Raw genomic sequence first — 11,635 nt, 5'->3', positions numbered from 1 at the left:
GGCCCCTCAGGGTTCGACATGGATCTTGGGGCCGGGGCCCGCGCCGGCCGGTCGCCCACCGGCGAGGACGGGGCCCACCTCGTCGAGCCCCACCGTGGCCGCGACGAGCGGCCTGGGGTCGACCGAACCGTCGGCGTACGCCTGGATCGTGGCGTCGAGGCCGGGGGAGGCGGACAGGACACCTGTCGCGGTCACGTCCTTCAGGACGAGCGTGCGGGTGTCGATCACGCTGGGCTCGCCGGCCAGCCCGATGTACACGAGACGGCCCCCGGGTTCGATCGACTCCAGGGCCATGCGGGGGAGTCGTGCCGCGTTCGAGGCGTCGACGACCGCGTCGAAGGGCACGTCCGGCAGGTCGTCCTGTGTCCACACGTGCGCGAAACCCAGGGAGCGGGCGAAGGCGAGCGAGCTCTCGGTGGTGCCCATGAGGTGCACCTCCGCACCGGACGCGCGCAGGAACATCGCGACCAGCAGCCCGATCGTCCCCGGGCCCAGGACCAGGGCGCGGTCCCCGGGAGCGGGCGCGGCGGCCCGGGCGGCGCGCAGGGCGTTGCCGCCCGGCTCGACGAGTGCGCCGAGGACCGGGTCGACGGAGTCGGGCAGGGCGTGCAACGAGGAAGCGGGGACGGCGAGTTGCTCCGCCAGCGCACCGGGCCGGTCCCCCCGGATGCCGACCTCCTGGCGCTGCTCGCACACGTGCTGCCGGCCACGCAGACAGCGGCGGCAGCCACCGCAGCCGAGCATCGTGTCGCCCATGACACGACGGCCGAGCCACACGGGGTCGACGCCGTCACCGACCGCCGCCACCCGCCCCGCCCACTCATGGCCGGGCCGCATCGGGTAGGCGGAGTGTCCCCGGTGGAGGTAGGCCATGGCGCCGGTGAAGAACTCCGTGTCGGTGCCGCACACGCCGACCCGCTCGACGTCGACGACGACTTCGCCGGGGCCCGCCACCGGCGCCGGGACGTCCCGGACCTCGTACGCACCGGGAGCGGTGAGGACGAACGCGCGCATCACAGGACCTCAGGAGTGGGGCTCGCCGAGCGGGCCGAGCAGTTCGCGGATCTCGTCGAGCGCGTCGACGAGCAAGGACAGGGGCGTGCGGTAGGCGAGCGCGCTGACGCTCACGGCTCCGGACGGTGTGCTCGGCGACGTGAGGTAGAGCGGCACGGCAAGGCAGTTGACCCCCGTCTCGTTCTCCTGGTCGTCGACGCCGTAGCCCCGTTCACGGGTGAGGGCCAGTTCCCGGAACAGCCCTGCGGTCGTGCACAGCGACCGGGGCGTCCTGCGTTCCAGCGCCGCGTCACTGCCGGGGGCGCCGTCGGCCCCGGGGTCGCCGATCCAGCGCTCGACCTCCGCCGGTGACGTCAGCCGCCGCGCGAGCAGCAGTTTGCCGACGGCGGTGGTGTGGGCCGGATTGCGCCCGCCGATCGTCGAGGTCAGTCTGACGGCACCGGTGGGCGGGTCGACCTTGGCACGGTAGACGACCTCGCGGCCGTCGAGCACCGCGTAGTGCGCCGTCTCACCGAACCGGTGGGCGAGCGCCTCCAGTACCGGACGGACCCGCACGTGGTCGGGGCGCGCCTCGTGGTGGGCGAAGGCCATCCGCAGGAACTCGTCCCCGAGCACATAGCGGCTCCTGTCGTCCTGGTCGGCGAGGCCGGCCCGGCGCAGGGCGCCGAGCGCCCGGTGCACCGTCGGCTTGGGACTGCCGATCACTCGGGTCAGCTCGTCCAGGCCCACCCCGCCGGGATACCGCGCGAGTTCCCTGAGGACGGCGAGCACCCGGTCCGAGCCGACGAGCCGGCCGGGGTCTGTCGGTCCTCCGGAAGTCTCCTTATGCTGCTTCATGGCGTTCCAGAATGTAGACCCCTGTACCGTCTACCGGAAGGGCTCCATGGAGAGGCTCCGCAGTGCTCAGTGGTACGAGGGACAGGACCGCAACGCCTACATACACCGCGCGTGGATGCGCCGCGGACTGCCGGGCGACGCCTTCACCGGCAGGCCGCAGATCGCCATCGCCAACACCGCCTCGGACCTGACCCCGTGCAACGCGCACCTGAACGAGGTCGCGGCCTCGGTGCGAAACGGCGTGTACGAGGCGGGCGGCATCCCGCTGGACCTGCCCGTGGTGTCCCTCGGCGAGACGCAGGTGCGGCCGACGGCCATGCTGTGGCGGAACATGGCCGCCATGGCCACGGAGGAGATGCTGCGGGCCAACCCGATCGACGGCGTGGTCCTGCTCGGAGGCTGCGACAAGACGATCCCGTCGCTGCTCATGGCCGCGGCCTCGGTGGATCTCCCCGCTGTCGTGGTCCCGGGCGGGCCGATGCTCAACGGCACGTTCCGCGGCGGCCTGCTGGGCTGCGGCACCGGGGTGTGGAAGCTGTCGGAGGAGGTCCGCGCGGGCACGCTCTCCCAGGAGCAGTTCACGCGCTCCGAGTCGGCGATGATCCGCAGCCGCGGCCACTGCAACACCATGGGCACCGCCTCGACGATGGCGCTGGTGGCCGAGGCCCTCGGCACGGTCGTCCCCGGGACCGCCGGCACCCCCGCACCCGACAGCCGCCTGCTGGAGGCCGCGCACCACACCGGCCGGCTGGCGGTGGAGATGGTGGGCGCCGACCGGCGACCGGGGACGTTCCTCACCGAGGGGTCCTTCCGGAACGCGATCATCGCGCTGGCCGCGATCGGCGGCTCGACCAACGCCGTGGTCCATCTCCTGGCCGTCGCGGGCCGGTTGGGCATCGACCTGACGCTGGACGACTTCGACCGCATCGGCTCCCGGGTGCCCGTCCTGGTGGACCTCCAGCCGGCCGGCCGCTTCCTCATGGAGGACTTCCACCGCGCCGGCGGACTGCTCGCCGTCCTGCGCGAGGTGCGCGACCTGCTGGACCCCGAGGCGCTGACCGTCACCGGCCGGCCGCTGGCCGACTTCCTCGACGACGCCGGGATCTGGGACGGCGAGGTCATCCGCACCCGCGCCGAACCGCTGGTCGCCGAGGGCGGTATCGCCGTCCTGCGCGGCAACCTCGCGCCCGACGGCGCGCTCGTCAAACCGGCCGCCGCCTCCCCGCACCTGCTGCGGCACCGTGGCCGGGCCGTCGTCTTCGACTCCGTCGAGGACTTCCACGCCCGCATCGACGACCCCGGGCTCGACGTCGACGCCGACTCCGTCCTCGTCCTGCGCGGCTGCGGCCCCAAGGGCTACCCGGGCATGCCCGAGGTGGCGAACATGCCCCTGCCGAGGAAACTCCTCGCCCGGGGCGTCCGCGACATGGTCCGTGTCTGCGACGGCCGCATGAGCGGCACCGCGTACGGCACGGTCGTCCTGCACGTGGCCCCGGAGGCCGCGGCGGGCGGCCCCCTCGCCCTCGTGCGGACCGGGGACTTCATCACCCTCGACGTCGAAGCCCGCCGCATCGATGTCGACGTCCCCGCCGAGGAACTCGCCCGCCGCACCCCCGCGGAGGCCACCGTGGGCGGGTACGCCGCCCCCCGCCGCGGCTGGGAACGCCTCTACGTCGACCACGTCCTCCAGGCTGACACCGGCGCCGACCTCGACTTCCTCGTCGGCTCCAGCGGTTCCGAGGTGGCCCGCGAGTCGCACTGACACCCGGTCACCCCGGCTGGTTCACCAGGTCACGGGCAGCTCCGTGACGCCCCCGGTGAGGGTGGTCCGCACCTCCAGCTCGTCCAGCCCTTTGGCGAGCCGCAGACCGGGCAGACGGCGGGCCAGGGTGGCGAAGACGATGCGCAGCTCGACGCGGGCCAGGCTCGCGCCGATGCAGAAGTGCACACCGTGGCCGAAACCGAGGTGGGTGCGTTCGGAGCGGTCGGGATCGAAGGTCTCGGCGTCGCGGTAGACGGAGGCGTCGCGGTTGGCGGAGTTGATCGACAGGACCACGGCGTCACCGCGCCGGATGGTGACACCGGCGATGTCGACGTCGGTGTGGGCGTACCGCAGCAGACCGAGGTCGCCGGGTGCGCCCAGGCGCATGATCTCCTCGACGGTGGCGTTGACCCGGCCGTCGGGGTCGGCGGTCAGTGCCTCCCACTGGTCGAGGCGAGTGAGCAGGAAGAGCGTGCCCAGGCCGATGCGGTTGACCGTGGTCTCGTGCCCGGCGAACAGCAGGCCGACACAGAGCCGGATCATGTCGGCGTAGTCGTAGTCCGCGTCGGCGCTCTGTGCCTGCACCAGGTCGGAGATGACGTCCTCGCCCGGCCGCGCGCGCTTGGTCTCGGCCAGAGCGGTCATGTACTCGTTGAACTCGTCCCGCGCCTGGTGGGCCGCGTCGCCGATGGCGTAGTCGGCCATCCGCTCCGACAGCGAGGCGAAGCGCTCGCGGTCGCTCTCGGGAACCCCGAGCAGCTTGCAGATGACCGCGACCGGCAGCGGGAAGGCCAGCCCGGACTGCAGGTCGACGACCCGGTCGGGCGAGGCGGCGTGCCCGGCGATCAGCTCGTCGACACAGCGGTCGACCAGGTGCTGGACGTGATCGGAGAGCATCCGCATCCGCTTGGCCGAGAACGCCGGCGTCAGCAGCCGGCGCATCCGCGTGTGGTCGGCCTCCTCGGTCTCGTAGTTGCCCGTGGGCCCGTCCAGGACGGCGGCGCTGGTCAGGCGTGAGGCGCGTTCCGGCTCGGGGTGGGAGCGGCCGAAACGCCTGTCGCCGAGCAGGTCGCGCACCTCCTCGAAGCGGGTGACCAGCCAGGCGGGGTCTCCGGCCGGTGTGGTGACCGGGGTGACGGGCGCCTCCCGGCGCAGCACGTCGTAGAAGGGGGCGAGGTCGAGCACGTTCGGCCTCGGGAAGGGCAGCTGCTGACGCTCGGTGGCAACGCTCATGGCGCTCCTCCTGGGATCTCCGCATGCGATCTTCGAGCCGTCCCGACCGTAGCAGTTTGTTGGCAGTGGCTGTCATTAAAGTTTCGGACAGTCGACCGGCCTCGCCGGCATGATTGGATCGCCTGATGGAGGACTCCGTGGTGGACAGCGGACCCGTGCCCCGCCGGGGGCGGCCGCCGGTGAGTGACGAGCAGCGCCGAAGACAGCGCCTCGACATCTCCCGGCACGCGGTCCGGCTCTTCGCCGAGCAGGGCGTGGCCGCCACCTCCGGCGAGCAGATCGCGCGAGCGGCCGGGGTCTCCGAACGCACACTGTGGCGCTACTTCCCCGGCAAGGAGAGCTGCGTCGAGCCGCTGCTCACGAGGATGATCGACGCCTTCCGCGCGGTGCTGCACGCCTGGCCGGCCGAGCTGAGTCTGGCCGAGCATCTGCGCGCGGCCTACCAGCCGGTCCTCGACTCGTCGTCCGCCGAGGACATCGACGCGGTTCTGGCCGTGGTCCGGATGACCCATGACGAACCCGCGCTGCGCGCCGCTTATCTCATGCTCCGGGAACGCGCGGAAGAGACGTTCGTCGAGGTGCTCGCGGAACGCCTGGGCTCCTCGCCCGACGCGCTGGACGTCCGGGTGCAGGCCGCCGCCATCAGTGCCGTACTCAAGGTCGCGGCCGACGACTTCGCCCGCGAGACGGCCGGCCGGGGCATCACCCCCGACGTGCTGACGGGCCATCGCGAAGAACTCGCCCACGCGCTCGCCCTGGTGACCTCGGGCCTCCCGGACGGCGGCACCAGCGCCTGACCGGCACGCGAGCCGCGAACTGGAGTACGAGGCCGTCGTGCCCGCCAACAGCGGGGCGACACTGCGTCTTCCGGCCGCCTCCGCCGACACCGTCCGCGAGGGACGCACCCCGCTGGGCCGGGTGCCCGGAGTGCGCTTGGCCATGAAGACCTTCGCCGGCATGCTGCGCGAGGCGTCGGGGTGCGTTGTCCTCACCTCCTCGGTGCACGCGGTCATCAGCCTGCCGGGCCACGCCGCCTACGCCGCCGCGAAGGGCGCGCTGTGCGCGCTGGGGCGCCAGCTGGCCGTCGAGTACGGGCCGGACATCCGGGTCAACACGGTGCTGCCCGGACCCATCCTCACTGCCGCCTGGGACGGGATCCCGGAGCCCGACCGGGCGCGCAGTGCGGCGGCCACGGCTGCCAAGCGGTTCGGGCAGCCGGAGGAGGTCGCCTCCGCCGTCGCCTTCCTGGCATCGGCGGACGCTTCCTATGTGACCGGAGCGAGCCTGACGGTTGATGGAGGATGGAGCGTCATGAAGGAGTCCTCGTGAGCGGCGCGCACCCCGCGCTGGGCCGTGCGCGGTCTTCGCGATCAGGACCGACACCGAAACGGAGAACGTGGTGACCCATCCCGGCAGGGGACGGGGCGTTCACCGAATGGTGACCACCCACCGGACCCCCGCACCCCACGCCCAAGGAGAGCCCGCACCCATGAACCTGGTGGAATCGCTCCGAGCCCACCGCCTGCTGGCGATCGTACGCGGCAAGGATCCCGCCGCCGCCCTGCGCACCGTACGCACCCTCGCCGACGAGGGCATCGCGGCCGTCGAGATCTCGCTGACCACCACCGACGCCCTGACCGTGATCACCCGGGCCCGGGCGGAACTCGGCCCCGACGCGCTCCTCGGCGCCGGCACCGTGCGCTCGGCCGCCGACGCCGCCCGCGCCGTGGACGCCGGTGCCTCCTACCTCGTCACTCCCGCACTCGTCGACGGCCTGGAGCACTGCGGCGTTCCCGTGCTGATGGGCGCCCTGACACCGAGCGAGATCGAACTCGCCCTCGCGCGGGGCGCCGACGCGATCAAGCTCTTCCCCGGCTCCCTCGGGGGACCCGGCTATCTGAAGGCCCTGCGCGACCCGTTCCCCGAGGTGCCCTTCGTGCCCGTCGGCGGGGTGGACGCCCAGGCCGCCCGCGACTACCTCGACCGGGGCGCCGTCGCCGTCGGCGTCGGCTCACCCCTGGTCGGGGACGCGGCCGACGGCGGCGACCTGGACGGACTCCGGGCCCGCGCCGCCGAGTTCCGCGCGGTGGCGGCGGGGGAGGCGCCGTGACGGCAGCGGACCGCCCGGCCCCGCCCGACGTGGTGACCTTCGGCGAGACCATGGCGGCGCTCCGGGCGCAGGGCGCGCTGCGGCTGGGCGGCAGCCTCGGCCTGTCCGTGGCCGGAGCCGAGTCCAACGTCGCCATCGGCCTCGCCCGCCTCGGGCACCGGGTGCGCTGGGCGGGCCGGGTCGGCGCGGACGAACTCGGGGCGCTCGTCCTGCGCACGCTGCGCGCCGAGGGCGTCGACACCGGCCACGCGGTCACCGACGACTCCGGCCGGCCCACGGGCCTGCTCCTCACCGAACCCCGCCTGGGCACGCTGACGCGGGTCAGCTACTACCGTGCCGGTTCGGCGGGTTCGGCCGTCTCACCCGCCGACGTACTGCCCGCCCTGGCCGCCGGAACCCGCATCCTGCATCTCACCGGCATCACCCCGGCGCTCGGTCCCTCGGCGGCCGAAGCGGTGCTGGCCGCCGCCACCACCGCCCGCGAGGCCGGCATCACCGTCTGCCTCGACGTCAACCACCGCTCCCGGCTGTGGTCCGCCGACCGGGCCCGCACGGTCCTGATCCCGATGCTGGCCCACGTCGACCTGCTCATCGCGTCCGAGGACGAACTGCCGCTGGTGCAGGAGAGGCCCGACGCGGACGAGCCGGACGCCGTGGCCGGCCTCCTGGCCGCGGGCGTCGGCGAGGTCGTCGTCAAACGCGGCGCACGCGGCGCGACGAGCCACACCGCCGACGGGGCGAACGACCGCGCCGCCCGGCAGGTCGACGCGGTCGATCTGGTCGGCGCCGGTGACGCGTTCGTGGGCCGGCTATCAATTCGCACTCCTCGACGGCGCGGACGTCCCCGGCCCGTCTGCACCGTGCCGTCACCACCGCGGCCTTCGCCGTCGCCACCCGGGGCGACTGGGAGGGCCTTCCGACACGGGACGAACTCGGCCTGTTCGACCAGCCCGACGGCACGACCATCCGCTGAGCCAGGAGACCGGACATGACATCAACGCAAGCACCGGCGGCGATGGTCGTCGTGGACGGCGGCTACGAACTCGCCGAGGGCGGTCGCTGGGCCGACGGCCGTTATGCGTACGTCGACATCCTCAGCGGCCGGCTCTTCGGACTGGGCACTGCCGGGCCGGCTCAACTGGCCTGCCTGGACGGGCCCTTGGGTGACGTCGCGCCGGTGGGGGTCGGCCGGGCACGTGGATCGCCGCGGCGGGCACGGGGATCGCGCTGCTCTCGGCCGACGGCACACTGGAGTGGCTGGACCGCCCGGAGGACCGCACCCCGCTCCCCAGCCGGATGAACGACGGCGTCGCGGACCCCGCAGGCCGCTTCTGGGCCGGCGGCATGGCCTACGACGGCACCCACGGCGCGGGCTCGCTCTACCGGACGGATCACGACGGCACGGTGGTACGGGTCCTCGACGGCCTGACCATCGTCAACGGCCCCGCCTTCAGCGCCGACGGCACGATCATGTACCTCGCCGACACGGCCGCGAGCACGATCCTCCGCTGCCGGGTCGACCCCGGCTCGGGCGACCTCTCCGGCGACCCGGAGACCTTCGCCCGCCCCGGCGAGGGCGAGGGCGGCCCCGACGGCATGACCGTCGACGTGGAGGGCTGCCTGTGGGTGGCGATGTGGGGCGCCGGCACGATCCACCGCCACCACCCCGACGGCCGCCTGCTCGGTATCACCACCGTGCCCGCCCCGCACCCCACCTCGGTGTGCCTGCACCCCACCGAGAACCGCCTCCTCGTCACCACCGCCAGGTACGGGGTGAAGGACCCGACCCGCACCTCCGGCGCGGTGCTCGACATCCCCGTACCGGCCCGGGGAACGGCGGCCTGCTCCTGGCGGGCGCAGAGCGCCATCGCCTACCGGAGTCACCCTGGACATCGCCAGGAGCCCGATCGCTGAGTACGCGGGCGTCACCTCAGTGACGACGGGCACCTCCTCACCGGGTGCGCCGGTCACCGCTCTCCCCGCGGCCACCTCAGCGGCTTCCTCGGCTCGGGTTCGAACCGAGGAAACCTCGCGAAGGCAAGCTCCCGGGAACTCACCGCCGCGTGTGCTCCACGTTACCCGCCACCGCAGCCGCCGACCGGGTCACGGTTCCGCCCCGCCCGAGCCGACTCCGACCTACCGGCCGGTCCCGTCCTCGGCACGGCCCGGCCGGAGCATCTGGCTCGCGGCCAGCTCGCGATAGAGGGCACTGCCGGAGAGCAGCTCCTCGTGGCGTCCGCCGGCGACGGTGCGGCCGTCCTGCAGCACCACGATGTGGTCCGCGTGCTGCACCGTGGACAGCCGGTGGGCGATGACCAGCAGGGCGCACTCCTGGGCGATGTCCTTCATGACGGTGGTGAGCGCCGCCTCGTTGATCGCGTCGAGGTGGGAGGTGGGTTCGTCCAGCAGGAGCAACGAGGGGCGGGCCAGCAGCGCCCGGGCCAGGGCGACGCGCTGTCGTTCGCCGCCGGACAGGGTGCTGCCCCGTTCGCCGATGACGGCGGACAGACCGCCGGGCAGCCGGTCGACGACCTCCGTGAGGCCGGCCAGTTCGATGACGCGCCCGATCTCCGCTTCCGAGGCGTCGGGCACGGCGTACGCGATGTTGTCCCGCAGGGTGCCGTGGACGACATGCGTGTTCTGGTCGACGACGGCCACGCCTCGGCGGCATGCCGCGCGGGTGAGCTCGGCCGCGGGCCGCCCGTCGAAGAAGACGGCGCCCGCGTCCGGCTCGTAGAACCTCGCCACCAGGGCGAACACCGTGCTCTTGCCGGCCCCGGACCGGCCCACCAGCGCCACGAACCGCCGGTGCGGCACAGCGAACGAGACACCGTGGAGGACCGGCTTGCGCGGATCGTAGGAGAAATGGACGTCTTGCAGGGCGAGGGCGGGGTGCTCGCGCGTGGGGGAGGGCGCGGCCGGTCGTGCTGCCGGGGACGTGCGGTCCCCTGGGATCCGGGGTGTCACGGGCTCGACCGGCAGGTGGAGCGCCTCGTCGATGCGCTGGTAGGCGCCCATCCCGCGCTGGACGAGTCCCACGGCACGGAAGACGGAGGACAGGGGCAGGACGAGGTACGAGGCGTACAGCAGGAAGGCGACCAGGTCGCCGAGGGAGCCGGCGTGGCTGCTCACCCGCAGGCCGCCGATGACCAGCACGATGAGGAACGAGCCCTGGACGGCGAGTTCCACGGCGGAGCTCATGACGGAGGCGAGCTTCGCGGTGCGTACCCCCGCGCCGTAGGCGGCGTCGACGCGGGCACCGATGCCGGCCGCCTCGCGTTCCTCGGCGCGGTGCACACGGACCATCGGCAGGGAGACGAGGGCGCGTTCCAGGTCGGCGGCGATGGCACCGACCGAGTTCTGCATGTGCTCGGACGCGCATCTGATACCCGTGAGCAGCGAGGCGACGACGACGGCCGCCGCCGCCACGGTGACGGCGACCAGGAGCAGAAGCAGGGGGTCGAGCCACGCCATGAGGATGATCGCCCCGGCGGCGACGAGGCTTCCCGTCACCAGATCCACCAGGGCCTGCGACACGACCTCCCGGAGCAAGGTGGTGTCGGCCGTCACCCGGGAGATGAGGTCGCCGCCCCGGTGCCGGTCGTACTCCCTCATCTCCAGCCGGAGCAGCCGTCCCACCAGCCCGTGACGCAGCTGCCGCACGACTCCTTCGCCCATCCGCTCCAGCAGGAAGCACCCCACGGCTCCCGCCGCCGCCTCCACGAGGAACAGCGCGCCGAGCAGCACCAGCGGCGGCCAGACGATCTGGCCGCGGCCGGTCGTGTCCACGACGTGCTTGGCGACGAGGGGCTGGGCCAGGCCCAGCGCGGAGCCCACGAGGGTCAGTCCCGTGGCGACGGCGACGGCGCTGCGGTGCCCGGCGGTGAGCCGGTACATCGTGGCCACCGCCGCCCGGGCGGACCTGTCGCGCCCGGCGATCTCGGCCCGGCCGCCCAGCGGGACGGTCGCGCCGGTCATCGGTCCGTCGGCCGGGACAGCGGCCCGACGGTCACCAGGCGGGCGAAGTAACCCTCCGGCACGCCCTCCCCGACGGGGTGGCCTCCCGCCTCGATCCAGGCGTGCGCGGTGAACGGAGGGACGACGCGTACGCCGGTGCACCAGGTCGGCCACGTTCCGCCGAGCCGGCACAGCAGCGCCGCCCCGAGGGATCGCGGCAGACAACCCTTCGGGCCGGCGCAGTACAGGCTGGCGGCGCACATGGCGTCGCGTGCCTTTCGGGCCTGCGCCGGTGTCGCGGGCGCGGCACCGCGCCGCAGAACGCCGAGTACGGCGCGGATGCGGCGGGGCGGCAGCAGGGCGAGGAAGAAGGCGGGCAGCAGGACGAGGCGGGCGGCCAGGCGCCGGGACAGGGGCACGTCACGGGGCCGCTCCAGCGCGCTGGGCGTCGTCATGAGGCGAGCCCCGAGCCGCGCAGCTCCCGCACGAGCGTCTCGACGTCCCGCAGGGCCTGTGCCTGGTCGATGTCGAACTCCCTGACCAGTGCGGCGGCGGCCTCCGCCTCCTCGCCCCCGTCCAGCAGCGTCCGCACCACCAGAGTGGCTGTGGGGTTCAACTCCCAGTAGGCACCGGCCCGTTCGTCCAGCAGGACCGTGCCGTAGTCGGTCTCGGCCGTGGAGACGTTCTCGCCGAACCGCAGGGGCATGTGAGGGCCTTTCTGA

Annotated in this window: 10 protein-coding genes and 2 pseudogenes; 6 read left to right on the top strand and 6 right to left on the bottom strand. The window is 73.4% G+C overall.

Translation table 11 applies throughout. The annotated features are described in order from the left end of the window. Positions 1 to 6 precede the first annotated feature (6 nt). Together SSQG_RS04465 and SSQG_RS04460 are read right to left on the bottom strand one after the other, a co-directional pair. Complete coding sequence (locus tag SSQG_RS04465) at positions 7 to 1,014, bottom strand: zinc-dependent alcohol dehydrogenase (RefSeq protein WP_039931930.1); 1,008 nt, start codon at positions 1,012 to 1,014, stop codon at positions 7 to 9. 9 nt (positions 1,015 to 1,023) lie between these two features. Next, positions 1,024 to 1,851 (bottom strand): IclR family transcriptional regulator, encoded by an 828-nt coding sequence (locus tag SSQG_RS04460; RefSeq protein ID WP_003988516.1) that lies wholly within the window; start codon positions 1,849 to 1,851, stop codon positions 1,024 to 1,026. 46 nt (positions 1,852 to 1,897) lie between these two features. Here SSQG_RS04460 and SSQG_RS04455 point away from each other — a divergent pair, with 46 nt between their 5' ends. Beyond that, positions 1,898 to 3,613 carry an IlvD/Edd family dehydratase gene (locus SSQG_RS04455; protein ID WP_003988515.1) on the top strand — a complete coding sequence of 572 codons (1,716 nt, stop codon included), beginning with the start codon at positions 1,898 to 1,900 and terminating at the stop codon, positions 3,611 to 3,613. A gap of 21 nt (positions 3,614 to 3,634) precedes the next feature. On the opposite strand, the gene SSQG_RS04450 is transcribed toward SSQG_RS04455, so the two are convergent. Then, a complete protein-coding gene (locus tag SSQG_RS04450; protein WP_003988514.1) occupies positions 3,635 to 4,846 on the bottom strand; it encodes a cytochrome P450 in 1,212 nt (403 codons plus the stop codon). Between the two features lie 125 nt (positions 4,847 to 4,971). On the opposite strand from SSQG_RS04450, the gene SSQG_RS04445 reads away from it, so the two are divergent. The 5 genes and pseudogenes from SSQG_RS04445 (at position 4,972) to SSQG_RS04425 (ending at position 8,870) form a co-directional block, all read left to right on the top strand. After that, on the top strand, positions 4,972 to 5,643 hold the full coding sequence (locus SSQG_RS04445) for a TetR/AcrR family transcriptional regulator (protein WP_244299053.1): 672 nt from the start codon (positions 4,972 to 4,974) through the stop codon (positions 5,641 to 5,643). A 139-nt stretch (positions 5,644 to 5,782) separates the two neighbouring features. Beyond that, positions 5,783 to 6,175: pseudogene (locus SSQG_RS04440) on the top strand (SDR family NAD(P)-dependent oxidoreductase); the annotation flags it as partial. A 160-nt stretch (positions 6,176 to 6,335) separates the two neighbouring features. Then, positions 6,336 to 6,956 carry a bifunctional 4-hydroxy-2-oxoglutarate aldolase/2-dehydro-3-deoxy-phosphogluconate aldolase gene (locus SSQG_RS04435; protein ID WP_003988511.1) on the top strand — a complete coding sequence of 207 codons (621 nt, stop codon included), beginning with the start codon at positions 6,336 to 6,338 and terminating at the stop codon, positions 6,954 to 6,956. Positions 6,957 to 7,006: 50 nt separating this feature from the next. Beyond that, positions 7,007 to 7,929, top strand: a pseudogene (locus SSQG_RS04430) (sugar kinase). Between the two features lie 227 nt (positions 7,930 to 8,156). After that, positions 8,157 to 8,870 (top strand): SMP-30/gluconolactonase/LRE family protein, encoded by a 714-nt coding sequence (locus SSQG_RS04425; RefSeq protein ID WP_338117305.1) that lies wholly within the window; start codon positions 8,157 to 8,159, stop codon positions 8,868 to 8,870. A gap of 222 nt (positions 8,871 to 9,092) precedes the next feature. Here the strand turns inward: SSQG_RS04425 and SSQG_RS04420 are convergent, their stop codons facing one another. Genes SSQG_RS04420 through SSQG_RS04410 form a run of 3 tightly spaced genes read right to left on the bottom strand, consistent with a single transcriptional unit; the run spans position 9,093 to position 11,619 of the window. Further along, the gene (locus SSQG_RS04420; RefSeq protein ID WP_003988508.1) at positions 9,093 to 10,934 is read right to left on the bottom strand and encodes an ABC transporter ATP-binding protein; all 1,842 of its coding nucleotides are present in this window, start codon (positions 10,932 to 10,934) and stop codon (positions 9,093 to 9,095) included. Next, positions 10,931 to 11,368, bottom strand: a complete 438-nt coding sequence (locus SSQG_RS04415; RefSeq protein WP_003988507.1) for a lasso peptide biosynthesis B2 protein — start codon at positions 11,366 to 11,368, stop codon at positions 10,931 to 10,933. Before SSQG_RS04415 ends, SSQG_RS04420 begins: the two co-directional genes overlap by 4 nt. Then, positions 11,365 to 11,619, bottom strand: coding sequence for a lasso peptide biosynthesis PqqD family chaperone (locus SSQG_RS04410; RefSeq protein WP_003988506.1), 255 nt, complete (start codon positions 11,617 to 11,619; stop codon positions 11,365 to 11,367). The genes SSQG_RS04415 and SSQG_RS04410 overlap by 4 nt, the downstream gene beginning before the upstream one ends. Between the last annotated feature and the right edge of the window lie 16 nt (positions 11,620 to 11,635).

Origin of the sequence: Streptomyces viridochromogenes DSM 40736, from assembly GCF_000158955.1 — a bacterium.
Taxonomy (GTDB): domain Bacteria; phylum Actinomycetota; class Actinomycetes; order Streptomycetales; family Streptomycetaceae; genus Streptomyces; species Streptomyces venetus.
The sequence above is the reverse complement of the archived record's forward strand: the minus strand, read 5'-3'. Positions and strand labels throughout refer to the sequence as shown.

Bases quoted from the DNA above. Each gene is read 5' to 3' on its own strand.
- SSQG_RS04465 (WP_039931930.1), bottom strand. From the start codon at position 1,014: ATGCGCGCGTTCGTCCTCACCGCTCCCGGTGCGTACGAGGTCCGGGAC.
- SSQG_RS04460 (WP_003988516.1), bottom strand. From the start codon at position 1,851: ATGAAGCAGCATAAGGAGACTTCCGGAGGACCGACAGACCCCGGCCGG.
- SSQG_RS04455 (WP_003988515.1), top strand. From the start codon at position 1,898: ATGGAGAGGCTCCGCAGTGCTCAGTGGTACGAGGGACAGGACCGCAAC.
- SSQG_RS04450 (WP_003988514.1), bottom strand. From the start codon at position 4,846: ATGAGCGTTGCCACCGAGCGTCAGCAGCTGCCCTTCCCGAGGCCGAAC.
- SSQG_RS04445 (WP_244299053.1), top strand. From the start codon at position 4,972: ATGGAGGACTCCGTGGTGGACAGCGGACCCGTGCCCCGCCGGGGGCGG.
- SSQG_RS04435 (WP_003988511.1), top strand. From the start codon at position 6,336: ATGAACCTGGTGGAATCGCTCCGAGCCCACCGCCTGCTGGCGATCGTA.
- SSQG_RS04420 (WP_003988508.1), bottom strand. From the start codon at position 10,934: ATGACCGGCGCGACCGTCCCGCTGGGCGGCCGGGCCGAGATCGCCGGG.
- SSQG_RS04415 (WP_003988507.1), bottom strand. From the start codon at position 11,368: ATGACGACGCCCAGCGCGCTGGAGCGGCCCCGTGACGTGCCCCTGTCC.
- SSQG_RS04410 (WP_003988506.1), bottom strand. From the start codon at position 11,619: ATGCCCCTGCGGTTCGGCGAGAACGTCTCCACGGCCGAGACCGACTAC.